Annotated in this window: 17 protein-coding genes; all 17 read right to left on the reverse strand. The window is 38.7% G+C overall.

Going from position 1 to position 25197, the window contains the following annotated elements:
- Nucleotides 1-9 precede the first annotated feature (9 nt).
- The 17 genes from rlmKL to GARC_RS01800 all read right to left on the reverse strand — a co-directional run bounded on the left by rlmKL (nucleotide 10) and on the right by GARC_RS01800 (nucleotide 25195).
- Nucleotides 10-2133: a bifunctional 23S rRNA (guanine(2069)-N(7))-methyltransferase RlmK/23S rRNA (guanine(2445)-N(2))-methyltransferase RlmL gene (gene rlmKL, locus GARC_RS01720; RefSeq protein ID WP_081587476.1), complete on the reverse strand. Its 2124-nt coding sequence runs from the start codon at nucleotides 2131-2133 to the stop codon at nucleotides 10-12.
- A gap of 119 nt (nucleotides 2134-2252) precedes the next feature.
- Complete coding sequence (locus GARC_RS01725) at nucleotides 2253-2777, reverse strand: cell division protein ZapC domain-containing protein (protein WP_039988414.1); 525 nt, start codon at nucleotides 2775-2777, stop codon at nucleotides 2253-2255.
- 116 nt (nucleotides 2778-2893) lie between these two features.
- Nucleotides 2894-3901: a quinone-dependent dihydroorotate dehydrogenase gene (pyrD, locus tag GARC_RS01730; protein ID WP_007616108.1), complete on the reverse strand. Its 1008-nt coding sequence runs from the start codon at nucleotides 3899-3901 to the stop codon at nucleotides 2894-2896.
- A gap of 89 nt (nucleotides 3902-3990) precedes the next feature.
- Complete coding sequence (locus GARC_RS01735) at nucleotides 3991-8829, reverse strand: NAD-glutamate dehydrogenase (protein ID WP_007616109.1); 4839 nt, start codon at nucleotides 8827-8829, stop codon at nucleotides 3991-3993.
- 687 nt (nucleotides 8830-9516) lie between these two features.
- A complete protein-coding gene (locus GARC_RS01740; protein ID WP_007616110.1) occupies nucleotides 9517-9738 on the reverse strand; it encodes a DUF2835 family protein in 222 nt (73 codons plus the stop codon).
- Nucleotides 9739-9936: 198 nt separating this feature from the next.
- Nucleotides 9937-12546: an aminopeptidase N gene (gene pepN, locus GARC_RS01745; protein WP_007616112.1), complete on the reverse strand. Its 2610-nt coding sequence runs from the start codon at nucleotides 12544-12546 to the stop codon at nucleotides 9937-9939.
- Between the two features lie 69 nt (nucleotides 12547-12615).
- Entirely contained in the window at nucleotides 12616-14103 is a 1488-nt protein-coding gene (nhaC, locus tag GARC_RS01750; RefSeq protein WP_007616113.1) for a Na+/H+ antiporter NhaC, read from the reverse strand.
- Between the two features lie 52 nt (nucleotides 14104-14155).
- Nucleotides 14156-15493: a sodium-dependent transporter gene (locus GARC_RS01755; protein ID WP_007616114.1), complete on the reverse strand. Its 1338-nt coding sequence runs from the start codon at nucleotides 15491-15493 to the stop codon at nucleotides 14156-14158.
- Nucleotides 15494-15559: 66 nt separating this feature from the next.
- On the reverse strand, nucleotides 15560-17599 hold the full coding sequence (prc, locus tag GARC_RS01760) for a carboxy terminal-processing peptidase (protein ID WP_007616115.1): 2040 nt from the start codon (nucleotides 17597-17599) through the stop codon (nucleotides 15560-15562).
- 4 nt (nucleotides 17600-17603) lie between these two features.
- Entirely contained in the window at nucleotides 17604-18248 is a 645-nt protein-coding gene (gene proQ, locus GARC_RS01765) for an RNA chaperone ProQ (protein ID WP_007616116.1), read from the reverse strand.
- 20 nt (nucleotides 18249-18268) lie between these two features.
- On the reverse strand, nucleotides 18269-18556 hold the full coding sequence (locus GARC_RS01770) for a hypothetical protein (protein WP_007616117.1): 288 nt from the start codon (nucleotides 18554-18556) through the stop codon (nucleotides 18269-18271).
- Nucleotides 18553-19053: a GAF domain-containing protein gene (locus GARC_RS01775; RefSeq protein ID WP_007616118.1), complete on the reverse strand. Its 501-nt coding sequence runs from the start codon at nucleotides 19051-19053 to the stop codon at nucleotides 18553-18555. The genes GARC_RS01770 and GARC_RS01775 overlap by 4 nt, the downstream gene beginning before the upstream one ends.
- Nucleotides 19054-19106: 53 nt before the next feature.
- A complete protein-coding gene (locus GARC_RS01780; RefSeq protein WP_007616119.1) occupies nucleotides 19107-19802 on the reverse strand; it encodes an SIMPL domain-containing protein in 696 nt (231 codons plus the stop codon).
- Nucleotides 19803-19933: 131 nt separating this feature from the next.
- Nucleotides 19934-22084, reverse strand: a complete 2151-nt coding sequence (locus GARC_RS01785) for a prolyl oligopeptidase family serine peptidase (protein ID WP_007616120.1) — start codon at nucleotides 22082-22084, stop codon at nucleotides 19934-19936.
- 230 nt (nucleotides 22085-22314) lie between these two features.
- A complete protein-coding gene (locus GARC_RS01790) occupies nucleotides 22315-23439 on the reverse strand; it encodes a pyridoxal-phosphate-dependent aminotransferase family protein (RefSeq protein ID WP_007616121.1) in 1125 nt (374 codons plus the stop codon).
- 377 nt (nucleotides 23440-23816) lie between these two features.
- Complete coding sequence (locus GARC_RS01795) at nucleotides 23817-24335, reverse strand: gamma carbonic anhydrase family protein (protein ID WP_007616122.1); 519 nt, start codon at nucleotides 24333-24335, stop codon at nucleotides 23817-23819.
- Nucleotides 24335-25195, reverse strand: a complete 861-nt coding sequence (locus tag GARC_RS01800; RefSeq protein WP_007616123.1) for an acyl-CoA thioesterase domain-containing protein — start codon at nucleotides 25193-25195, stop codon at nucleotides 24335-24337. Before GARC_RS01800 ends, GARC_RS01795 begins: the two co-directional genes overlap by 1 nt.
- Between the last annotated feature and the right edge of the window lie 2 nt (nucleotides 25196-25197).

Below are 25197 nucleotides of genomic sequence, written 5' to 3' on the forward strand. Positions count from 1 at the left end.
TAACACATCCTATTGTTTAACAAGAGACCAACAATGATGGATTTTTGGGTTACGCTGAAAATCTTCTGGCAGTGTTTGCTTGGAGATATCTTCAATACTCAGTCCTAACCCAACTAATGCTTGCTCGTCTAACTTAAATTGACGTAAGTTGTTTGAAAACAAAATTTCACCACCTGGATTGAGGCAAGTCAACGCATCTGTGATTAACGCTATATGATCTCTTTGTACATCCCAAGTACCTTCCATTCGTTTAGAATTGGAAAAAGACGGGGGATCAATAAACATTAGGTCGTATTTACCGTTATGACGATTCAACCAAGTCAAGCAGTCGGCCTGAATAAATTCGTAAGCCCCAGTTAACTTATTGATCTTGAAATTTTCTTTTGCCCAATCAATGTAAGTATTCGACATATCCACTGTGGTCACCGATCTGGCACCACCTAATGCGGCATGTACTGAGACACTACCTGTATAAGCAAACAAGTTCAGCACGTCTTTGCCTTTGGATTTTTGTTGGATTAATTGACGTGTCACTCTATGGTCTAAAAACAAACCTGTATCTAAGTAGTCATATAAATTAACTTGAAACTTCGCACCATTTTCAAACACTTCGATAGTTTCTTTACGTTGCGACACTTTTTGGTACTGGTTTTTACCTTTTTGTTGCTCTCTGACCTTAAGAATAATCTTATTTGCATCAATACCTGTGACTTGAGGTAAAGACATCATGACTTCCTGTACACGCCTTTTAGCTTTATGTTCAGGTACATCTTTAGGTGCTGAATATTCTTGCACCACTAAATAGTCGGCATATCGATCCACTGCGACATTGTATTCAGGCAAATCGGCGTCATAAATTCGATAACAATTAGTGTTTTGCGTTTTTAACCACTTATTGGTTTTCACCAAATTTTTAGCTAAACGATTAGAAAAGTCATTATTAACTGTTTTGTTTTCTCGGACCTGACAATTTTTTTCATCTAATTCATAGTTAACTAACAAACATTCCAATTTTCCGTTCATTAATTTGTAATCTTTTTTAGCCGCTAATTTCATTTGACGTAACAAATCACGGTCAGATGTTAATAACGAAAGATGCCAGCTCTTAAATTCTTGTTTTAACCAACTGCCCCATTTTTGGAAAATCGGAATAAGTTGAGTTGTTTCGCTTAATCGTTCACCGTAGGGTGGATTACTCACTATGTATCCACTAGGTAAATCGGATGATGGTAAAAGACATGCGTCTTGTTGAGTAAATTTAATTAAATCTGCTACGCCCGCTGCTTGCGCGTTTTCTTTGGCAACGGCGACTATCGAGCTCTCGATATCATTTGCCCAAATAACACCTTTATGGGGCACAATTGCTTGTTCGGCTTCTTCAATCAATCTATCCCAGCTAGATTTATCATGCTCTTTCCATGCATCTAATCCCCAGGTCTCTCGTTTTAAACCCGGCGCCATATTGGTTGCCATCATTGCGGCTTCAATGGCAATAGTGCCTGAACCACACATGGGATCGATTAAAGGTACTTGCATGTTTTTTGTCCAGCCACTTCTGATAAGCATGGCACTGGCTAAATGTTCTTTTACTGGCGCTATGCCAGTCTTACTCCGATAATGCCTTTGATGTAAGCTTTGACCTGTTAAATCAATATAAACACCCAAAATGCTTCGCCACATACGGGCTTGAACTCTTATGTTTGGAGCGACTTTACTGACCGAAGGACGTTCATCGAAAAAAGTTGAAAATTGGTCAACTATGGCATCTTTTACTCTTAATCCGCCAAACTGGGTATTATTGATACTTTGGTTGGTGCCAGTAAAGTCCACCATAAAGGTATCGTTTACTCCAAAATGAGTTGGCCAGTTTGCTTGGTCAGTTACTTTATACACATCGTCTGCAGTATTGACTTCACCTTCTGCTAGCTTTACCAACACGCGGTTTGCTAAACGTGACCAGATGCAGACTTTATAAGCGTCAGCGAGTTCACCGCTAAACAATACTTGTCCGGGTTTAGATTTTAGTGCTACGTCTGGGCAAATCTCTGCTATTTCTTCTAATAACATTCCGTCTAAGCCCTTAGACGTAGTGATTAAAAATTCGAACGTGGTTTGGCTCGTGGTTTGGTTCATACTGCGGCTCAAGATACTCATAGATTAAAACGGGCGCGATTATACGGTAAATGTCGACTAAGCGCATGTTTAATCGACATTTAAAAGGCGCGGTATTTGCAGGCGCTAGGATGCGACAGTTATGCAGTAAGTTGGGAGCTAGCTTCAGACAAAAAAGGTTCAAGGCGGTTTTTCGCTACTTTAATTAATTCAAACTGTCGTAAATATTTATTTTCATTAAGTTGCAGTTTTGAAGATATCAACATGCAGGTCGCTAAAGAGTGTTCATCTGTCAAAACTAATACAACTGCAGAATTAAACTTATTGGAAACTCTGGCTAATCTATGATGAAAACCAAAAGATTCTATTTCATCTAAAAACCAACTTTTTGGAGACACCGGTTTGTGAAACATTATCGCGGCTGTGGCGTTGATTAAAATTTGGGTGAGCTGTGCTTCTGAAAATTGCCCACCGCTGGCAAGCAAATGATCAGCAAAGGTCAAATAATATTCGGTGTCTGATAAATTAAACAACTGATGCGACTTTGGTAAATCGACAATCTGTTTTTGCCCAAATGCAGTTGTGCACTGCCACTCCTTTCCCATAGACAACATAAGTTGACTATTTTCAGAGAACCAATACCAATCTGACCTGGGTTGAAGCATAAATGGAAACAAACTCAATAGATAACAAAGGCTAAAAAACTAACATATGTCTTTAGCCTTTGGGCATTTTATTACCTATTTATTTAGTATAAAAGAAGCAGATCTACGCAAGATCATTATATGGAATCGACGATCTCTTTGATCACTTTTGGCCCCTGATAGATCAATGATGAATACAGTTGGATCAAAGTTGATCCGGCGTCGATCCTTGCCTTTGCAGACTCAGCGGAGTGAATACCCCCTACCCCTATAACCGGTATTCTACCTGCGATCACTTTACAAAGCTTCTCAGTAACGGCCTGACTTTTAGCGGTTAACACAGCTCCACTAAGACCTCCCATTTCTTCTGCATTTTGTTGTCCAAGCACTTCAGTTCTATCTAGAGTTGTGTTGGTTGCAATCACTCCGTCGATCTTGGCATTGATCAAAGAATTAGACATGTCGACAATTTCTTGGTCGCTAAGATCTGGTGCGATCTTAACTAGGATCGGTACATATTTACTGTGCTGTTTTTCTAATAATTTTTGTTCTGTTTTAAGCCCTATTAAGAGTTCATCTAAAGCTTGTCCGTGCTGAAGATTTCTTAATCCAGGAGTATTAGGTGATGAAATATTAACTGTGATATAACTGGCATAGTTATACACTTTACGCAGACAAATCAGGTAATCATTCAGAGCCTGCTCTTCTGATGTGTCTTTATTTTTACCAATATTGATCCCTAAAATACCGGTGTATTTTGCTCGTTTTACGTTTTCAATTAGATTGTCCACACCCTTATTATTAAATCCCATACGGTTAATAATGGCCTGCCCTGCTGGTAACCGAAACATTCTAGGCTTGTCATTGCCGGGTTGTGGTTTAGGTGTAACGGTTCCAATTTCAATAAAACCAAACCCCATAGCAGCAAAGGCATCAATACATTCGCCGTTTTTATCTAAACCTGCCGCTAATCCCACTGGATTTTTAAAGTTTAAGCCGAATGCTTGTACTGGTTTATCGGCTATTTTTTGTTTGTACACACAATCTAATAAGCTATTTTGTGTGCGTTTAAGCCAATTAATAGTGAAGTCATGACTCCATTCGGCATCTTGGGTGAATAATAATTTTTGGATAAGGGGATACATAATTTCTCTTTAAACATAAAAAAGCCCCGGCACGTATTAACGAAAACCAGGGCGTTGTTAGACAAAAAGGGCTTTAATAAGCCCAATTATCAGTTATTGGCGTTGATGCTCAGTAGCATTAACTCCCTAAGAGCAACTGAAAACTTAGCAAACTCATGTGTACTGCTGGTTTTAAATTCTGACATCATATGATACCAGCGATCGAGCAAGACTTGGTTATTGTCCATCCAATTATTTAGAATCGATTCTGCATCTTTATTCTTTGGAGCGGCAGCCAACAACACTGTAGCTATCGAACGTTGTTGCCAATCAAGTTCCTCGCGATACGATGCCCGTGCCAGTGCCTGCCAATGATTGCTCACTGCTTGACCATCTATTTGTGCCAAGAACCAATGTAATTCGAGTTTTGAACCTAACTTAAAGTACAAGTTAGAGACTAATTTTATATCGCGTTTCTCGCTTTCGGCAATCTGAGCTAAATCCATACAAGGGAACATATTACTAAGAGAGGCAACTTTATAAGCAATTGGATCAGGAACACCAGCTGTAGTCAGCTCAAGACTTGCGCTTTCAAGTTGTTTGTATTCGCTTTCGACCAAATAATCTTGGATATTGGCAAATAAATCGTCATAAGTAGAACGATAACTGTCAATAGAGTCTTGAATACTAAGGGTTTTGCTGCCGTGGCGTAAATACCAGCGAGACGCTCGTCGCATGCTTCTTCGCATGCTGTCGAGCATACGTAACTGCACGTCTGAGGATACTTTGTTATCTAAATCCTCGATTTCATCCCATAAGTTTTGCATTCCAAAAATGCCTTTAACCACAGAATAGGCAGTGGCTATTTCATCAACACCAGCCCCTGTTTCTTCCTGGATCCTAAAGACATAATTCATGCCCATATCATTAATGATATTATTGGTTAACTTAGTGGCTATGATTTCGCTTCTAAGGGGATGCTGTTGCATCTGCGCTGAGAAATTTTCTTGTAATTTCTTTGGAAAGGCTTCAATCAGTAACTTACCGTGGTATGGATTATCAGTTATAGATGCAACATTAAATTGCTCTTTCATGACCATTTTTCCATAGGCAATCAATACTGATAACTCTGGTCGTGTTAATCCAGCAGATTTTGCCAGCCGATCAGAAATTTCATCATCAGAGGGTATAAACTCTAGTTCTCTGTTTAAATACCCCTCCCTTTCTAGACCATGAATAAAGCGCATTTGCTCTCTAAGCTGACCTACTCCACCTAAAGCAGATATGGATATAGACTCAGTTTGACGATAACAGTCTTGGATCACCAAATCTCCGACTTCGTCGGTCATTTCATACAAGATCTTGTTGCGTTGTTTAGTCGTTAAATCACCGGCATTAACTAAAGAATTAAGTAAGATTTTTATATTTACTTCATTATCTGAACAATCAACACCGCCAACATTATCAATAAAGTCAGTATTGATCTTGCCACCATTGCTAGCAAACTCGATGCGTCCAAGCTGAGTTGTCCCAAGATTACCGCCTTCACCAATTATTTTAGCTTGTAACTGGTTACCATTTACTCGCACATCATCATTGGCTCTGTCACCCACTTGGGCGTGGCTTTCTTTAGTGCTTTTAACATAGGTACCTATGCCGCCGTTCCAAAGTAGATCAACAGGCATTTTTAATACATTATGGATAAGTTCGTTTGGTGTCATGGTTTGTTGTTTAGTGCCCAACCATTTTTTCATTTCTGTTGTCAGCTTAATTGATTTAGCTGACCGGCTGAAAATGCCTCCCCCCTTAGATATAAGATTTCGGTCATAATCATCCCAACTCAATGATGGGTTTTCAAATAAGCGTTTTCTTTCTTTATAAGTAGTTTCAATATTTGGGCTAGGATCAAAAAAGATATGTAAGTGGTTAAAAGCACAAATTAACTGAGTATGGGTAGATAACAACATACCATTACCAAACACATCACCAGCCATGTCACCTATAGCTACACAAGTAAAATCACTGGTCTGACAATCTTGACCCATTTCTCTGAAATGCCGTTTAACTGATTCCCATGCTCCTCTTGCAGTAATTCCCATTTTTTTATGGTCGTAACCAATACTGCCACCAGAAGCAAAGGCATCACCTAACCAGAAATTATATTCATTTGAAATGCCATTAGCGATATCAGAGAAAGTGGCCGTGCCTTTATCTGCCGCGACAACTAAATAAGCGTCATCTTCATCTAATCTAACCACCTCTTTTGGATGGACAACTTTACCTTCGACTATGTTGTCTGTAATATCTAATAAACTGCGGATAAATATTTTATAGCACTCTTGTCCTTCTTTTTGGAAGGCTTCGCGACCTTGATCCATAGGCAAGTTCTTACAAACAAATCCACCTTTAGCACCAACTGGCACAATCACAGTATTTTTAACTTGTTGGGCTTTCACTAATCCTAAAACTTCGGTTCTAAAATCTTCTTGTCTGTCTGACCAACGCAAGCCGCCTCTTGCTACTTTTCCGCCCCTTAAATGCACACCTTCAATACGGGGTGAATAGACAAAAATTTCAAATTTAGGTCTAGGCAATGGCATCTCAGGAATAAGCTCAGGTAACATTTTGTACGAAACATAAGACTTTTCATTACCCTGTTCATCTTTTTGATAAAAGTTGGTGCGTAACGTGGCCAAGATCAAATCCAGATAACGACGGATAATCCTATCGTCATCCAAATTAGATACGTTTTCTAATTGTTCCTTAATAGTGTTTAATGTTGCTTCCTCAACTTTGCTACTGCGTTTAGCGCTAGGATCAAATTTTTGATGGAATATTTGCACCAGTAGCGTAGCGATTTTCGGATAGTTAGCTAAAGTGTTAGCAATATAATCGCGGCTAAAAGAACTGCCAATTTGGCGCATATATTTTGCGTAAGAACGCAAAATAGTGACATTTCTACCTGTTAACCCTGCCCCCAAGACTAAACGGTTAAAGGGGTCATCTTCTAAATCGTTGGACCAAACTTTTGAAAATGCTGTTTGGAATAACGTCTGAGCTTGCTCCATATCCATGTCGTTACTAGTGTTATGCAACATAGAAAAATCCATGATCCAATTAACTTGCTCTTCGTTAGGACTTATCTTAAAGGGACTTTCATCAATGACCCTTAATCCAAAATTTTCTAGCATGGGCAATACAGCTGATAAATGAATCGGCTCATTTTTATGAAACAGTTTTAACCTTACGGCTTTACTTTCTGGTCCTTCTTCTTGAGGTCGATAAAACAACATATCCAAGGTATGTTCAGTGTTGAGCAACTCAAGTTTGTCGATATCGACTAATGCTGCGCTTGGTAAATTATATTCTTTATAACTGCTAGGAAAGGCATTTACATACCTCTGCTCTAGCCTTTTACCTTTGGCCTCGCCATGATTAGAGCGAATAGAATTGGCTAGTCTGTCATCCCAGCTTTTATTCAATTCAATGATGTTTTTCTCAATATCCTTCACATTATATTCCGCGTTATTGTTTTTCACTCTGGCAATGTAATGCGTTCTCGCATATACAGACTCTGAAAAATAAGTGGTAAATTCGACTTCCTCTTCGCTTCCAAAAGATTGTTTGAGGAGTACTTGAGTATCTTTTCGCAATTGGGTGTTATAACGCTCTCGAGGGACAAACACCAAACATGAAATAAACCGACCAAATACATCTTTACGTGCAAACAGCCTAGAAATACCTCGCTCTTGCATTTGGAAAATACCCAAAATAATTTGTGTTAGCTCTTTTACGCTGCCTTGCAGTAATTCATCTCGAGGATAGGTTTCAATTATATTGAGAAAAGCTTTGTGTCCGTGCGAGTCCGGATCAAAACCAGACAATTTGGAAATAGCATTAATTTTATCCTGCAGCACAGGTAATTGTGTGGCACTGCTGTTATAAAATGAAGCTGAATATAGGCCGATAAATCGGTCTTCACCGATTACCTTACCTTCTTCATCAAAACGTTTAATACCAACGTAATCTAAATAGGCAGGACGATGCACTCTAGAACGTGAATTGGTTTTAGTGAGCATCAAAGGATTGTTACTCAGGGCTTCTTGCCTCGCAGAAGGAGGTATATTCGACAAAACTCTGTCTCTGTCAGTTTTCGAATTTTTCATCAATCCTAAACTGGAATCATTATCAGCAACCCATCGGTAATCACCTTTTATGCCCTTGGCACTATAAGAACGGTATCCCATCAATGTGAAGTTGTGATCATTTAGCCATGCCAAAAAGTTTTCAGTATCTACTTTCTGCTCTGCGGAAATGGGGCATTTGCTGGTTGTAAATTCCTGAATGATATCTCTTAATCGGGTCCGCATAGGCTGCCAATCTTGCACTGCGAGTGAGACATCATTAACCACTGACATTAGCTCTTCGGTAAGTTGCGCTAAGGCTAGTTTTGATGTTTGTCTGTCTACTTCAATCAGGAAAACAGTTTGCTTGATAACATCTTTCTTTTTACTTTTAGAATCTTCGAAGGAAACGAAAGTGTGTTGTTCATCACGCTTGAGGCCAATAGGACAATGCAACAATAAATGAGCTGTTATGCCCATTTTGTTGAGCGCCATACGCACTGAGTCCACTAAGAATGGCATATCAGTGACAATTATTTCTACAATTGTATGGGTTGATTGCCAGCCATGTTTGCTAATTGCAGGATTAAACGCGCGGATAAAAGGCGCTTCGCCTTGATAATCAACAAATTGGTTCCATAAACTTAAAGTAGCGCCGTAAAGATTATCATCGCTACGGTTATCTAAATCATCACGTGCGATGTTCTTGAAGAGTATTTTCGAAAAACTTGTAACTTGCTCAACGCGATCAGGAGCAACTTTTTTATTAATTAATTTATAGACATTTTCAAGTAGAACCGAATGTTGGTTATCTGCAACCGTCATGTGTTTACCCATTCCTTAATAACTTGTGAGTGGAAGAAAGACCTGTGATTACCGAGCATACTAAGGTGTTTTAGTATTAGCTATACTCGATTAGACAAAAGACTGAGATATATACAGTTTTTCGTATTTTATAACTCATTCTCGCTAAAATTCTCATATAATAAAAGGCTTATATTTACTTAATTTTAACAAGTTTCATAGGTATGCAAGTTCACCGCATAAAAAAGGCAAAACCTCAGTTTTACTGCCAATATGACTCAATATTTATGCAAATTTATTTTGTCTAACTTATCCAGTTTTGGATAGTATTACTGGCTGCTCACCTTAGTACTTATTTTCGCTTTAACTGTTCATTAGTCACGACATACATAAAGTGTTCTAGAACTCTTTCATGAGAATGACTAATTATTCGTCAGCTAATCTAATTTAGATTATTGCCAAGACAATAAATAAGGTTGGGAGTGGATTTAATGGAATGGATTTACTACGCATTGATACTAAAAGTGATGCAGAACGTTTTTCCAATATTCAAAGGATCTAAAAAAGGTTTATAGATTGTGATAGTCATGAAGAGATTGTCGTTAGAATAGACTTTCTTAAAAAAGCCCTTTCGGGAAAATTAGACTGATATAAAAGCTGCTGTCAGTTTTAAATATATAGTTTTAAGCAAAAGACTAATTGTGAAAATCACGCAATTTTTTCAAAGCTTTTAATTTTATTATTATCATCAATTATCAACCTAAACCTGCCTTTTATGCCTATTGGACTGACATGGGGCCTTAAGTTTCTAACCGGCAATTGAATACGTTTACCGTTGTCAGCTCGCATAACAACGGTATTAGTACCGGGAATATAAAGTCGCTCACATAATTCATATTTGAGCGACAGGGTGAAATAAAACGTCTGCATCTTTCTTTTCTTAATCTGATCTCAATGGTCTTTAACCTAGATTCAGCAGTTAAACTCGTGGAAAGAGTAGTAGCCAATGGTTTGATTGGCGTAGGGAAAAAATTCGTAGTCACCTTATTGGTGATGAGAATTTTTTCCCATAGCCACGCACATCAGTGGATGCTGCTATTTCTCGTGGTTTAGCTGCGGGATCTAGGTTTAAGGCAAACTTTTGGATATTTTCTCAAATAAGTCGTTACTCAAACCTTTTGTATCACCAATACGCATAAGTTGGTGTTGCATTAGTTGTTGTCTGACTTTATCCACTTTTTGCCATTGTATTAAGGGGGTAATGATCCTCGCAGCAATTTGTGGGTTAACTTCGTTTAATTTTATTAAATAATCAGCTACAAATTTATAGCCACTACCATCAATATTATGGAAACCGCTCACATTAAAGAAGCTAAATGTGCCGATTAAGGCTCTCACTCTATTTGGATTGTTAATAGTAAATTGGCTGTGCCCCATTAACATGCTAATTCGAGCCAAAATATCTGGACGTTCGGTATTGGCGTGCAAGGCAAACCATTTATCTAATACTAGTGGATCGTTGTGCCATTTTTGTTCGAATAATAACATCAGTTTTTCAAATAAATCCAAGTCTCCTAATTGTGCAGCTCCAAGTACAGCAAGGGAATCTGTCATATTATCCGCGCCATTAAACTGTTCGATTAATAGTTGTTCTACATCATGCTGCCCTGAAAGAGTCAAATATTTGAGCGCCAGATTACGCATTTTTCTTTGCTCAACTTGATTTGCCTGGTAGGCATAAGGTTGCTTTTCAAACTTAGAATACTGGGTTAGCCAATTATTTTGGAATTTTTGTGCTAACGCTTTGAATAATAGTTTTCTTGACTGATTTAAGCCGTCAATATCGACTGTATCCATTTGTTGGAACAACGTCTCAAAACTAGGCAAGGTCAATATCTCGGCTTTTAATGCCAAGGATATATCCGTTGCCTCAATGATAGGTTCAAACATTGCGACAGTTTGATTAATTGAGTCCTTTTGCTGCTGTTGTGTCTTGCCCGCCAAATCATGGATACAATCACTAAATAACTTTTGACCGGCATCCCAACGAGCAAATTCATCAGGGGAACCCAACATAACATTGCCTAACTGCTGCTGACTGTATGGGTAATCTAACTTAACTGGTGCACTAAAACCGTGAAGTAAAGAAGGAATTGGCTTAGAGTCTATATTTTTGAATTCGAGACTTTGCTTAGAATCATGCAGTTCTAGCATTTTTTGTTGTTGCTTTGCATCACCTAATTTTATTAATTCAAGTTTGTCGTTGAGTAAACTAAATTGAATTGGAATAACCAAGTCTTGTTTTTCGTTCTGATCAAAGGTAGCAGAATGTTGCTGTTCAAATGTTATTTGATAGGTTTTTGCACTTGGATCATAACTATCTGTTACCACAACTTTAGGCGTGCCAGACTGGCTGTACCAACGTCTAAATTGTGACAAATCTTTATCATTGGCGTCTTGCATGGCTTGTACAAAATCATCACAAGTCACTGCTTGCCCATCAAATCGTTTGAAGTAGAGTTTGATACCGGCCAAAAATCCAGTTTTACCTAACAAAGTAAACAACATTCTGATCACTTCAGCGCCTTTATCATACACAGTGACGGTATAGAAATTATTCATTTCAATCACTTCATCAGGCCTGATCGGGTGTGACATTGTGCTCGCATCTTCGGCAAACTGGCGTTCTCGAATGATCCTGACGTTTTGGATACGATTCACTATAGGTGAAGACATGTCAGCGCTAAATTGTTGATCACGAAAAACAGTCAAACCTTCTTTTAAACTTAATTGGAACCAATCACGGCAAGTCACCCTATTGCCAGTCCAATTGTGGAAGTACTCGTGGGCTATGACAGCCTCTATATTAAAATAATCTTCATCTGTGGCAGTTTGTGCATCGGCTAATACAAATTTACTATTAAATACGTTTAGCCCCTTGTTCTCCATGGCACCCATGTTAAAAAAGTCCACCGCGACTATCATGTAGATATCAAGGTCGTACTCAAGACCAAACTCAGTTTCGTCCCACCTCATTGCTTTTTTTAGTGAATCAAGAGCATGTTGCCCACGGCTAAGCATGCCTTTATCTACAAACAGCTCTAAAGCAATGGTTCTGCCTGACTGGGTAACAAACTGGTCCTCCAAAAGATCGAAGTCCCCCGCCACTAAAGCAAACAAATAACAAGGTTTGTTGAATGGATCAGACCACTTTACCCAGTGCATTGAGTCTGGTAATTCACCAGAATCAACTTTGTTGCCATTAGAAAGTAAAAATGGAAAGTTCTTTTTGTCGGCAATAATAGTGACGTCATATTTAGCCAACACATCAGGTCTGTCCAAAAAGTAAGTGATTTTTCTAAACCCTTCAGCTTCACACTGAGTGCAATAAGCCCCAGCTGAAAGATATAAGCCCTCGAGGCTAGAGTTATCTTTTGGGTTTATGATGTTTACGATACGTAATTCAAATTCATTACTATCTGTATCTATGGTTAGGCTGTTCTCTGTTTGTTGATAATTAGAAACCTCTATGCCATTGATGTGCACACTCAATAACTCAATGCCTTCACCATCTAATATAAGTGGTCTGTTATGTAGGCCGTTTCTGGTTACCTGAGAAACACATATCACTTTAGTGCTGGTTTCAGCCAAAGTGAATTCTAGATCAACATGATTGATTAAAAAATCAGGTTGTTGGTAGTCTGAACGTTTTTTAATTTCGGGAATTATAGTGGACATTATATCCTCAAAAATGAATAGATTTAACGGGACATTCAAGACTTGCTGACTGAGCAGCAAGTCCAAATATTAGGCTTTTGTTACTTGAGGTTCCTGTTCCTCTTCAAGTTCAGGGATGGGAATACGTAAAATTTTAATACCTAAGTAAGCATAAATGATAGCTAAAACTGGATTAATCAAATTAAAAAACGTATAGAAAATATAATCTAAAGGATTAACTCCCAATACGCCATGCATATACACACCACATGTATTCCATGGAATAAGCGGAGAGGTTAATGTGCCACCATCTTCTAAGCTACGGGATAAATTAAGTTGATGTAACCCACGTTTCTCAAATTCATTTTTGTACATTCTACCTGGCATCACAATCGCCATGTATTGGTCGGCAGTAATAATATTAGTGCCAATGCAGGTTAAAATTGTGCGAGTGATCATATCCCCAGCCGATTTAGCACCTTTTAAAAACGCACTGACGACTCTTTTAAGAAGTCCAACTCTTTCCAATACCGCGCCAAATGTCATAGCACACATGATTAGCCAAATAGTATTCAACATACTCGACATACCACCGCGACTTAATAAGTCATTCAAGGTATCGCTAGGTGTCGAGAAAGATACTCCATCAAACAATGCCGTCCATACCACTACAATTGAGCCTCGAAGTGCACTTACCCCCTCGCCCGCTAAACTTGTAATAACTTCAGGTTGGAACACCGCAGCCCATACACCACCTAACAAAGCACCTATAGCCACCGCAGGAAAAGCAGGTACTTTCTTAATTGCCATAGTTAACAATACCACTAGTGGTACTAACATATGTATGCCCAAATTAAATTCTTGCTGTAACAAGGTTTGCATTTCTTCGATGCCAGTGGCTGAATCTGGTAAATCAGCTCCTAAGCCAATGATCACAAATAAAATCAGCGTAATGATAATACTGGGTACAGTTGTCCACAGCATATATTGAATATGTTCGAATAAGTTAGTCCCAGCAATAGCCGGTGCCAAGTTTGTCGTCTCTGAAAGTGGTGAAATTTTATCACCAAAATAGGCGCCTGACACAATAGCGCCAGCGGTAACCGCCTCTGACATGCCCATACCTATAGACACTCCCATCAGAGCTACACCTACTGTTGCTGCTGTGGTCCATGAACTACCGATACTCATGGCGACAATGGCACAAATAAGGCAACTAGCGGCGTAGAACATCGAAGGGTTTAATAAGTCCAAGCCATAATAAATAAGGGTGGGAACTGTACCTGCCAACATCCAAGTGCCAATTAATGAACCAACAGCCAGTAATATAAGTATGGCTCCTAAGGAACGAGATATGCCTTTGACTATACCTTGCTCAATATCATCCCAACTATAACCATTTTTTAATCCAATCAAGGCTGCTATGCCCATGGAGACCAACAAGGCAATTTGGTTAGGGCCAAAAGAGGAATTATCTGCGAATAAATATACTGAGCCGCTTAACAAAATGACCAATATTACAATGGGTATAAGCGCATCAGATAACGATGCTTCTACTTTTGGTTTTTCAATTGTCATAAGGTTTTACAATCCTGAAAGTCTAAATGGAATTCAAATTTATGTTAGGGTTTTAAGCCACTATCGAACGGTAAAACATAATAGCGATAACCACTGGGCATACAAAACGTATATACCAAGGCCATATTTTCCAGAATAAACCATGTTCAGCCTGATCATTACCTTCTTTTAATTCTTTCAATATTTGGTCCCGTTTCCATACCCAACCGGCAAAAATACATAACACTAAACCCAGTAAAGGCTGACTATATTTGGTGGTTAAATCTATCACTAAGCCAAATAAGCTATCCATATTGAATGCTATGGTTGAACTAATAACAAATACCACTAGAGTTAATGACCATACCGCCCGTTTTCTATCTATCCCCTTACTTTCAACTACATAGGCTACAGGCACTTCTAACATGGATATGGATGATGTGAGTGCGGCTATTATCATTAAGGCGAAAAACACAAAGGCGACAAACACCCCAACACTGCCCATGGTTTCAAATAATGAAGGTAAGACCGCAAAAATAAGATTAGGACCTTCTATTAATGCGCCACTTTCAGAAAATATTTTCACGCCATTATGCAGTGCCACGTACATAGCCGGAATAATTAACATTCCAGCTAAAATAGCGACGCCAATATCAACTAAAGCAACTGAAGCACCTAAGGTCGGTAAGTTTTCTTTTTTACTCACATAAGAGCCGTATACCAACATAGTGCCGACCCCTAATGACATGGAGAAGAAGGCTTGACCCATTGCGCTAATTAATAAATCCGGCTCCATGATCAAACTAAAATTGGGAAGCAAATAGGCCTTCCAACCAGCAGCTGCACCGTCTAATGTAGATACATAAATAATCAATAAGGCAATAATGATGAAAAGAGCTGGCATTAAACGAACTGACCATAGTTCAATGCCTTGTCTAACGCCTCCAGTTACTATACTGGCGGTTAAACATAGAAATATACCAGAGAATAGAATATCTCTAGTGTAAGAAGACGATACTAACCAAGTTGAAATGGCATCTTGCCCAAACATATCACTGATAGTCTGCAAAAAGTGAGACAGCATCCAGCCAGCGACTAAAGCATAAAACGAGAGAATTAACGAAACGGTGATAAAACCCCAGACACCCGTTGCACGACCAATATTACTACCAGAAATTTTACCTAGTGCATCTACCATATTCGAACGAGTGGCGCGGCCTATGATTAATTCTGCCATCAGTACTGGGTAAGCCAAAAGAAAAGCCAAAATTATATAAACCAGTACAAATGCTGCGCCGCCGTTACTAGCAACTTGAGTTGGAAACCCCCATATATTACCTAATCCTACCGCCGAACCCGCAGCAGCCAGAACAAACCCCATTCGGGACGAAAACTCTCCACGTGCAGCCATGTGTTTCCCTTATTATTTTTATTATTATTTTTGAATCTGTAAGGGCTGCTTAACGCAGCCTCTTTTTTAATCTTCTTTGCTAGTAATTGCGTATTTACCCATGGTTAAAACATCATAGGTAATATTCGCAGCCTCTTCTAAAAACGGGTCCACCGATTCAAGCTCTTCTGGTAGGTCATCTAAGTTTTCTACTTTTTCTAAACCAAGACGAGCAAGACGTTCATTAGTACGAATAAGATTACGTTGTTCAATTTCAGCCTTTTCTTTTAATCGTTCGGTTTCGACCAAAGAAATTGTTTTATCTTCTTTTTTAATTTTGTATCGCACTATATCTTCGTTGATATAATTGAATTCTGTCTTAATCCTGTGATTGTGAAGTTCTGTTAAGCCTTTAAGGGTATTTTTATTTTCACCAAAAGTGGTGTAATTAGCCCTAGCAATACTGTCCCAAGGCAAAGCATTTTCTTCTTGGCTTTCGCCCCAGTCCGCATGTTCTATTACTGAAGGAAATAAGATATCTGGAATGACACCTTTATGCTGTGTACTGCCACCATTAATTCGATAAAATTTGGCTATTGTGAACTGCACACTGCCCAATGGGTTTTCATATAAGTCATAAATTCGACCTAAGGGACGGTGTTGTTGCACAGTGCCTTTACCGAAAGTCTGTTCGCCCAATATTATAGCTCGATTGTAATCCTGCATGGCCGCAGCAAATATTTCTGACGCAGACGCACTGTAACGGTCAACTAATACTGTTAAGGGTCCATTATAAAATACTTTACCATCAACATCTTTTTCTAAACGAATACGTCCAGCGCCGTCACGAATTTGCACCACAGGACCTTTATCAATAAATAAGCCTGAAAGTAATGTCGCTTCGGTTAGAGAGCCTCCACCGTTGCCACGCAAATCAACAATTACACCTAGAACTCCTTGTTCATTTAGACTGTCGATCTCTTTTTTAACGTCTTTGTGTAAGTTGTTATAAAAAGAAGGGATTGTGATAACGCCAAGTTTCTGATCTTTGTTTGGACCATCTTTAGGGATATAAACTTCAGATTTTGCAGCTCTATCTTCAAGCTTAATTTTGTCACGAGTGAGCTTAACAACCACTGGCACTGAGGATTCAGAAGATCCTTTTACCAATTGAAGTTTTACAATGCTGCCTTTAGGCCCCTTAATAAGCTCCACCACTTCATCCAAGCGCCAGCCTACAACATCAATAAACTCTTCGTCATCTTGAGCAACGCCTACAATTTTGTCTTCAGGTTTAATATTGTTAGATAAGTCGGCAGGTCCGCCAGGAACAACACTGCGAATAACCGTATAATCATCTTCACTAAGTAATACAGCACCAATGCCTTCAAAAGAGAGATTCATTTCCATTTGGAAACGTTCAGCATTACGTGGAGATAAATAACTAGTATGAGCTTCAATACTACGTGCAAATGATTGCATCACAGTTTGGAACACATCTTCGCTAGAGGTTTGTGTTAAACGTTTGATGGCGCGTTCGTAACGTTTTGTTAATAATTCTTGAGTTTTAGGCCAGTCTTTACCGGCTAGTTTTAAATTAAGGGCGTCATATTTAACTCTTTGGCGCCATAACTCATCTAACTCTTTAGTATTTTTTGGCCAAGCTGCGTCTTCACGATCATAAACAAACTTGTCATTAGCCAGTTCGAAGTTAAATTCCTTATCTAATAAGGTTAAAGCAAATTCGTATCTCTGTGCACGGCGCTGCATATTGAGTTGATAAATTTCATAAGCAATACTTAAATTACCTCGCTCAATCGCGTCATCAAACTTAGTTTTATACGCAGCAAAACCTTGAATATCCTTCTCGGTAAATACGTTGCGATTGAAGTCTAACGAACGAATAAAGCGATCAAATATCTTAAGCGATAATTCATCGTCTAAATCAATTTGTTTATAGTGAGCTCGTAAAAATTGCGAGGACACCCTTTTTGCCGAAGCCACATGTTGCGACTCTTGCGTTAGTTTGGGTAAGTCTTTAACACCCAAACTACTCTCTATCGCAATAGAGCCAGAACTCATCACCAATAATGCTGATGCCACAGAAATACGAATTGATTTAATCATTATTTTACCTTTTAGAACGAGCCAACCTCAGGTTTTCCAACTGAACTTTGACCACCATTCCTGTATCAAGTTGCACTTGAATGCCATCTTTACTGACATCAATAATAGTTGCTGGCATTGGACTCTTGCCAATTTTCACAGTTACAGCGGTTCCTTCTACGATATGTTGTTGCTCTAATCGTTCAGCTGGAGGCTGTTTTACCTTAGTTTGTTCTTTTTTTACTACTTTAGAAGTAGGTTTAAATTTAGGAGCGTCTTTCTTTTTGTAAGTATTCTTTACATCGGCACCATCTGCTTTTTGTTCTTTACGCTTTTCGGCAACTTTAGCTTTACTTTCATCAAGTTGCTTTTTAGCGTGTTCTACGTGTTCATCTTCAATAGCAGCGACATCATTGCCATCTAAATCAATACGTTGCGCACCTTTTTTGATGCTATGCAAATAGCGCCAACTATTAGTATAGTGCCGCAATGACGAACGTAGCAGTGTTTTACTGACTCGCTCTTCATTTGCTAAACGTTCTGCTAAATCTTGAAAAATACCTATTTTTAAAGGTTTTGCATCACCTTTATTACTAAAACAAGTGGGAAATTGCTCAACTAAGAAATTAATAACTTCTTTGCTGTTCGAAAATTTTTGTGGATTGTCCATTCAGTCTTCTAGTTAGTTCGTTAACGGGGTTCTTGGTGCTCATCATCCCAAGTTGCTAGAAGCTGGTCAACCCAGTCATACAAATCATCTTCATCTATATCGAGTAAATGTGCATCTTCTCGCCAATTTTCCCAAATATATTGGATCATATTCTCTAAAGATGTGGAATTTATGTCTTCATCTGCCTTATCGTAGAGCAAATGAAGAATTGTATTCATCCGATCTGTCGCTTCGTCAGCCCTATCATCCCAAAAATCCATATCTTCAACGGTTGCAAGTACAACTTGAATATCAATGGTATGTTTCACTTTACAACTTCCTTAGCTTCAAGATCATCTCCATGGCATAAGCTTGCTTGCAATATTTCTACAATTCGGCTTAAACCCTGTTTATCTTCTAAATCAAATCGAGCAATATCTGGGCTGTCGATGTCCAATACCGCGATAATTTGCTTATTTTGTACAATAGGCAACACTATTTCTGAATTAGATGCGGCATCACAAGCAATATGACCTGAAAATTGATGCACATCATCAATCAACTGTATGGATTTTTCTGATACTGCTGTACCGCATACTCCCTTGCCAATTGGAATACGAATACAAGCTGGTTGACCGTGAAATGGCCCCAAAACCAATTGCTGATCTTTTACCAAATAGAAACCAGCCCAATTGACATTCTCTAATGCCCAATAAAGTATCGCACTGATATTTGCCATATTGGCGATTAAATCTTTTTCTCCAGCAACTATAGCTTCGACTTGTTGAGCCAATTGAGCATAGTGTTGCTGCTTATTTTCTGTCATGAATTAAAACCTAATTAAAATGTAACTATTAATGTAATTATCTACGCAACTATTTATGTACCGTCTTGCAGTGCAAAAATCACTTTAACATTTGCCTGTGTAGACATTTCTCCAGGTTGGTAGCTTTCAGATGATTTGAATTGTCTGGATTGCATCATGATTGGTGTACCTTCACTTATAGATTGCTCTAATATGGATATCACTCCGGCTATTTTCAAGTCTAATACTTTAGCCATATTGGTGGCACGCTGTTTAGCATTTAACAAAGCGTGATTTAATGCTACTTGATAATTTTCATCCGCTTGACTGTTTGTAAAATTAAATTGATTAATATTATTAACGCCCAGGTTTAATACTGTATCTATTGATTGTTCGTACTGTGATAAAGAATTCACTGTTACGGTAATTTGCCTGGTTAAAATGAAGCCTTTTTGTTCCTGAGTTTGACCATTATATTCCACCCAAGGATTAAACTGCACCTGCAATGATTGCAGTGATTTTTTATCAATTCCAATTTTTAACAGGGCCTGCACTACCCCATTGGTTTTTTCAACTATAGCCTTATTGAGCTCAGCTGCTACCCTTCCCTTTTGTTCAATAGACATGCTGAAACTAAATCGATCAGGCACGCTAAAAACGCTACCTACACCTGTTACTTCAATTTGTCTTTGTTGTTGAACCCTAGAATGGTCTTTGGCGATTGCACTGTTAAACACTAATGTGAATAAAACTAAAAAATATATACGCATAGATTACCTCGGTAAATAGAAAATTCTGAATGAATTAGATATATCATGCCTATAGATTAATGAATGATTAATGAATCGACTATGAAAACTTTGACGATGGCAGCTTAAGGTCTAAGCTGCCATGGAGGATTCTAATCTATTAACTTCTGAGATAAAAAAGTATATTCCAATGCAGTTCTTTTGGCTTTTTCTTGCAAATTAGCTGACGCTGAATGCCCCCCATCAATATTTTCATAATATTCAAAATCATGTCCATACTGTTCTAACATGTAAGCCATTTTTCTCGCATGTCCAGGATGCACTCTATCGTCTTTAGTAGAGGTTACAAACATAATTGAAGGGTAATCACCCTGCGGATCAATGTTATGTAGTGGAGATATTTTTTCTAAAAACGCTCGTTCATTTGGGATATCAGGACTTCCATATTCACCAACCCAAGACGCCCCTGCCAATAACTTGTGATAACGCAACATATCTAACAGAGGTACCTGACAGACTACAGCGTTCCATAAATCTGGTCTTTGGGTGTACATCACGCCCATTAACAAACCACCATTAGACCCCCCCATTATGCCTAAGTGTTTGGCAGAGGTGATTTTTTTGGCGATTATATCTTCGCCAACAGCAATCATATCGTCAAAAATAACCTGTCGCTTGGTTTTAAGTCCGGCTTGATGCCAATTTGGACCAAATTCACCACCACCACGAATATTCGCCAATACATAAACACCGCCTTGTTCAAGCCAGTTTTTTCCAAGTAGCCCTGAATAACTAGGTTTTAGTGAGACTTGAAAGCCACCATAAGCGTATTGCAAGGTAGGGTTAGTGCCATCAAATATAATGTCTTTTTGTCGAACCACAAAATAGGGAATTTTTTCGCCGTCTTTTGAGCTAGCTTGAAATTGCTCTACTACAATATTTGACGCATCAAAACGAGCTGGGATAGATTTAATCGCAGCAATTTTTACATTGCTAACATCAACTTTAAATAGGGTGTCAGGCGCAACAAAACTTTCTTGGTTAATAAATATAATATCGCTATCTTGGTTGGCTGATGAAACTGACATCGAACCATTTTCTGGCATGGCCAATTTTTGCTGTGACCATTTTTTATTAAAGTCATAAACATAGATATTACTGACTACATTTTCTAACAGAGTTAATACTAGTTTATTGGCCGTAATAGATACACCGTCAACAGTGGATCTTTCGTTGGGATGGTAAACCAGATGTAAGTCTTTTATTTCTTGCTTTTGCAGCCAATGCTCTAGGTCAAAAGACACTAAATCACCACTATCAAAGGTTTCTTTTGAGTTCAGCGCAGACCACTGTTGCTTAAGAGATAACACTAGTTGCCCTTTGAAAACACCTTCAATGCTAACTTTTTGAGGAATGGGTAATTGAATGGCTTGGCTTCCATCATCAGGGAGCCAAAAATATTCTGATTCAAAAAATGTTACCGCGCGCACTACCATGTTTAAATTTCTATCTCCGAACTTAATAGAAAATGGCCATACACCTACATCGGTTTTAGTTCCCTCAAAGATATGCTTTGCGTCTGTAAGTTGTTGTCCTCTTTGTAATGACTTAATGATAAAAGGATAACCACTTTCGGTCAGAGAATCATCGTCCCAATTAGTAGCAATATTAATGTTGTTAATATCTTTCCAACTGACACCTGTTTTAGCCTCAGGAATAACAAAGCCATTCTCAACAAAATCCTGTTTTGAATGATCCCATTCGCGCATTTCAACTGAGTCTTTACCACCATCAGACAGGGATAAAAGGCACCTGTCATAATTACTTTCTAAACATTCTGAACCTTTATAAACCCAGTTTTTTTCTTCTAATGCAGATAGAGCATCTATACTCAGCAAGTCTTGCCATTTAGGTTGGGGTTTAGAATACTCATCTAAAGTGGTTCTTCGCAACATGCCTCTAACTTGGTTTTCGTCTTGCCAAAAGTTGTAAACAAAACCCCCTTTATAAGTACCATAAGGAATTTTATCTTTCGCATTAACGATTTCTAATCCAGCTTCTAGAAACTGAGCATAACGCTTATCAGCCATTAATTTATCGAGGGTAACTTTGTTCCACCCATTAACTTTAGCTAGAGCTTGTTCGCCTTCTACTTCTTCTAACCACAAGGGGGCTTCTACGACCTTTTCTGTCATGGGGAGGCTTTCTTCCAATTTGTTTTGTTGTTCTTTTTCGGAGTTACTGCAGCCAGCAATCAAACATGCACTGGCGATTGCAATGCTAGTAAATTTTAGTAGTTTCATTATTTGCGCTTTTAGGATTTTACTTGATGCTATTTATATCTAATATACAGTGTTTATTAACAATAAAAAACTCGGTCACGGCGACAGAGTTTTTATCATTAATTTGCTTTTAATTTATTTTTTGTGCCGGTCAATGGGCATGTCATGACTTCTAAAGATCCGCGTACTAGAAAATATATCAAGACACTTTTCTATCGTTCGTTAAGTTTATTTCATAAACTATGAACAATTTAGCCAAGTACCGCTTCTAGACTAGAAAGGCAATAATCGACATTCTTTTGGCTTGAACCACAACCCATTAAACCAATTCGCCATACCTTGCCAGCCAATGTTCCTAAGCCCGCGCCTATTTCCAGATTAAATTCATTTAGCAATCTACTACGAACTTGTCCATCATCAACACCGTTAGGAATACGTACAGTATTTAATTGTGGCAAACGATATTTCTGTTCAACAACCAACTCCAATCCCAGTTTATCTAACCCTGACTTTAAACTAAGGTGGTTTTGATGGTGTCTAGCCCATGCATGTTCTAGGCCTTCTTGTTGCAATATTAGCAGTGATTCGTGTAGCGCATATATACTGTTAACTGGCGCGGTATGGTGATAAGCGCGTTTCGTCCCTTTTCCCCAATAGCCCATTACTAGATCCATATCTAAAAACCAACTTTGCACAGGGTGTTTACGGTGTTTAATTACTTCGATAGCCTTTTCACTAAAAGACACAGGAGACAAGCCTGGAACACATGATAAACATTTTTGGGTACCAGAATAAATCGCATCTATATGCCAATCATCCACTTTTAACTCGCTACCTCCTAACGATGTCACTGCATCAACTATGCTCAAACAATCGAATTCTTTGGCTATTTGACACAACGCCTTAGCATCATTTAAGACACCAGTCGAAGTTTCAGCATGAACAAAAGCCAATGCTTTAGCATCGGGATTAGCCTGCAGAGCTTCCCTGACTTTATTAAGATCTGTAGGTTTCCCCCATTCATCTTGCACCATAATCGCTTGGCCACCGCAGCGCTGAACATTTTGCTGCATACGGCCACCAAACACACCATTTTGACAAACAATAACCTTATCGCCAGGCTCAACTAAATTAACAAACACAGCCTCCATACCGGCTGAACCTGGTGCTGATATTGGCATAGTTAACGCATTGTTGGTTTGAAATGCGTATTGTAATAACTGTTTGACTTCATCCATTAAATCGACAAATTTTGGGTCCAAATGACCAATAGTCGGTCTAGACAAAGCTTCGAGAACTTGAGGATATACATCAGAAGGGCCAGGGCCCATTAGTACACGTGTAGGTGGTATAAACGATGAAAATGACTGCGACATTAAGTACTCCAAAACTTTGCTAATTTATAATGTAATTTTTACAGGATTAACGCTTTGCTTCAAGACAAGCATACCGAGCATAGGTAAGATAAATACTTATACCTCAATGCATTCTTAGCTTGAATATCGAATTAACTTTTAATACTTAAGACTGCTCACAAAGCGCCATAAGATATTGTTTTTCATTGATGATTGAAATGAATTTGAAAATTATTCATTTTTTGTTCAGGCTTGGTCTATAGTTATTAGTCAAACCTCATGATTGTTTGTTTAGAGGTGTAAGAATTTATACTTAGCGCACGGCTCTAACAAAGCCATTCCCCTAAGCCCGAACTAGTAATAGTTTCGGGCATTTTTTTGTCTGGGCCCAAGTCAACCTAACATAGCTTTAATTCTGAAGAGAATCGTTTAGCATTTTTAACATAGTGTTCCGCTGATTGTTCGAGCATCTTTTGTTGCTGTTCAGGGATTGGTTTAATGACCTTAGCAGGTGATCCCATAACTAATGAACCATCAGGTATCTGCATGTTTTCAGTAATCAAACTGTTAGCGCCTATTACACAATACTTACCAATTATTGCACCGTTCAACACCACACTGTTGATCCCAATTAAACTGTAATCGCCTATTTCACAACCATGCAACATGACTTTATGACCAATGGTAACGCCTTTGCCTATGGTTAGAGGCACACCAAAATCAGTATGTAACACTGCTCCATCTTGCACATTACTATCTTCGCCAATTGTAATGACATCACAGTCGCCCCGCACCACAGTATTAAACCAAACACTGCTATTGGTTTTCATCACGACTTTACCTATGACGTGGGCACCAGGGGCGACAAATACTCCCTCTGCTAATTGAACATGATCATCACCCAAAGAGTAAATCATTACTTATCTCCTATTTTACGCATTAGGCCTTCTTGCATTGTTGAAGCGACCAATTTGCCTTGTCGATTAAAAAACTGCCCTCTCACTAAACCTCTGGCACCGCCAGAAAAGGGACTTTCAGCACAATATAATAACCATTCGTCAAAATCGAATGGATGATGAAACCACATCGAATGGTCAATAGTTGCCATGATCAGGTTTTTATCGCTAGTCGACACACCATGAGGGTGAAGTGCAGTTGATAAAAAATGATAATCTGATGCATAAGCCAACATCACTTGGTTAAGGTTAATATTGCCAAATAATGCTTCTTGTGCCTTCATCCAAATGTAACGTTTGGGTTGTTGCACTATGACTTTATCAGGATCAACAAAATCAACGGTGCGCATATCAATAGGTTTGTGATACCCAGCACTTTCACACATTCTATCTGACATAGCTTGATTGTTACCAAAGGCTTGGATATCGGATTTAATATCCTCCGGTTGCGGCACATCGGGCATATCGGCATATTGGTGATCTAGCCCCTTCTCAGGCGTTTGAAAAGAAGCGGTCATGTAAAATATGTTTCTACCATTTTGAATGGCTATCACTCTTCTAGTTGAAAAGCTGCGACCATCACGCACGTTTTCGACATCAAACACAACTGGCTTATTAGCATCGCCCGGAAGCAAAAAATAGCTATGAAATGAATGGCAGATACGACCTTCTGGTAAGGTGAGCTGAGCGGCGGCAAGCGCTTGACCTAATACTTGACCACCAAATAACGCTCGGAAACCTAAATCCCAACTTTGACCACGAAATAAGCCTTCTTCAAGTTTGTCTAAGGTTAATAATTCTACTAATTTTACTTCTGACATAA

Origin of the sequence: Paraglaciecola arctica BSs20135, from assembly GCF_000314995.1 — a bacterium.
Lineage (GTDB): Bacteria > Pseudomonadota > Gammaproteobacteria > Enterobacterales > Alteromonadaceae > Paraglaciecola > Paraglaciecola arctica.

Excerpts from the sequence above, each read along its gene's own strand:
- GARC_RS01785 (WP_007616120.1), bottom strand. The coding sequence starts at position 22,084 with ATGAAACTACTAAAATTTACTAGCATTGCAATCGCCAGTGCATGTTTG.
- proQ (WP_007616116.1), bottom strand. The coding sequence starts at position 18,248 with ATGGACAATCCACAAAAATTTTCGAACAGCAAAGAAGTTATTAATTTC.
- pyrD (WP_007616108.1), bottom strand. The coding sequence starts at position 3,901 with ATGTATCCCCTTATCCAAAAATTATTATTCACCCAAGATGCCGAATGG.
- GARC_RS01775 (WP_007616118.1), bottom strand. The coding sequence starts at position 19,053 with ATGACAGAAAATAAGCAGCAACACTATGCTCAATTGGCTCAACAAGTC.
- GARC_RS01790 (WP_007616121.1), bottom strand. The coding sequence starts at position 23,439 with ATGTCGCAGTCATTTTCATCGTTTATACCACCTACACGTGTACTAATG.
- GARC_RS01735 (WP_007616109.1), bottom strand. The coding sequence starts at position 8,829 with ATGACGGTTGCAGATAACCAACATTCGGTTCTACTTGAAAATGTCTAT.
- rlmKL (WP_081587476.1), bottom strand. The coding sequence starts at position 2,133 with ATGAACCAAACCACGAGCCAAACCACGTTCGAATTTTTAATCACTACG.
- GARC_RS01740 (WP_007616110.1), bottom strand. The coding sequence starts at position 9,738 with ATGCAGACGTTTTATTTCACCCTGTCGCTCAAATATGAATTATGTGAG.
- GARC_RS01795 (WP_007616122.1), bottom strand. The coding sequence starts at position 24,335 with ATGATTTACTCTTTGGGTGATGATCATGTTCAATTAGCAGAGGGAGTA.
- pepN (WP_007616112.1), bottom strand. The coding sequence starts at position 12,546 with ATGTCCACTATAATTCCCGAAATTAAAAAACGTTCAGACTACCAACAA.
- GARC_RS01800 (WP_007616123.1), bottom strand. The coding sequence starts at position 25,195 with ATGTCAGAAGTAAAATTAGTAGAATTATTAACCTTAGACAAACTTGAA.
- GARC_RS01780 (WP_007616119.1), bottom strand. The coding sequence starts at position 19,802 with ATGCGTATATATTTTTTAGTTTTATTCACATTAGTGTTTAACAGTGCA.
- GARC_RS01725 (WP_039988414.1), bottom strand. The coding sequence starts at position 2,777 with ATGCTTCAACCCAGGTCAGATTGGTATTGGTTCTCTGAAAATAGTCAA.
- nhaC (WP_007616113.1), bottom strand. The coding sequence starts at position 14,103 with ATGACAATTGAAAAACCAAAAGTAGAAGCATCGTTATCTGATGCGCTT.
- prc (WP_007616115.1), bottom strand. The coding sequence starts at position 17,599 with ATGATTAAATCAATTCGTATTTCTGTGGCATCAGCATTATTGGTGATG.
- GARC_RS01755 (WP_007616114.1), bottom strand. The coding sequence starts at position 15,493 with ATGGCTGCACGTGGAGAGTTTTCGTCCCGAATGGGGTTTGTTCTGGCT.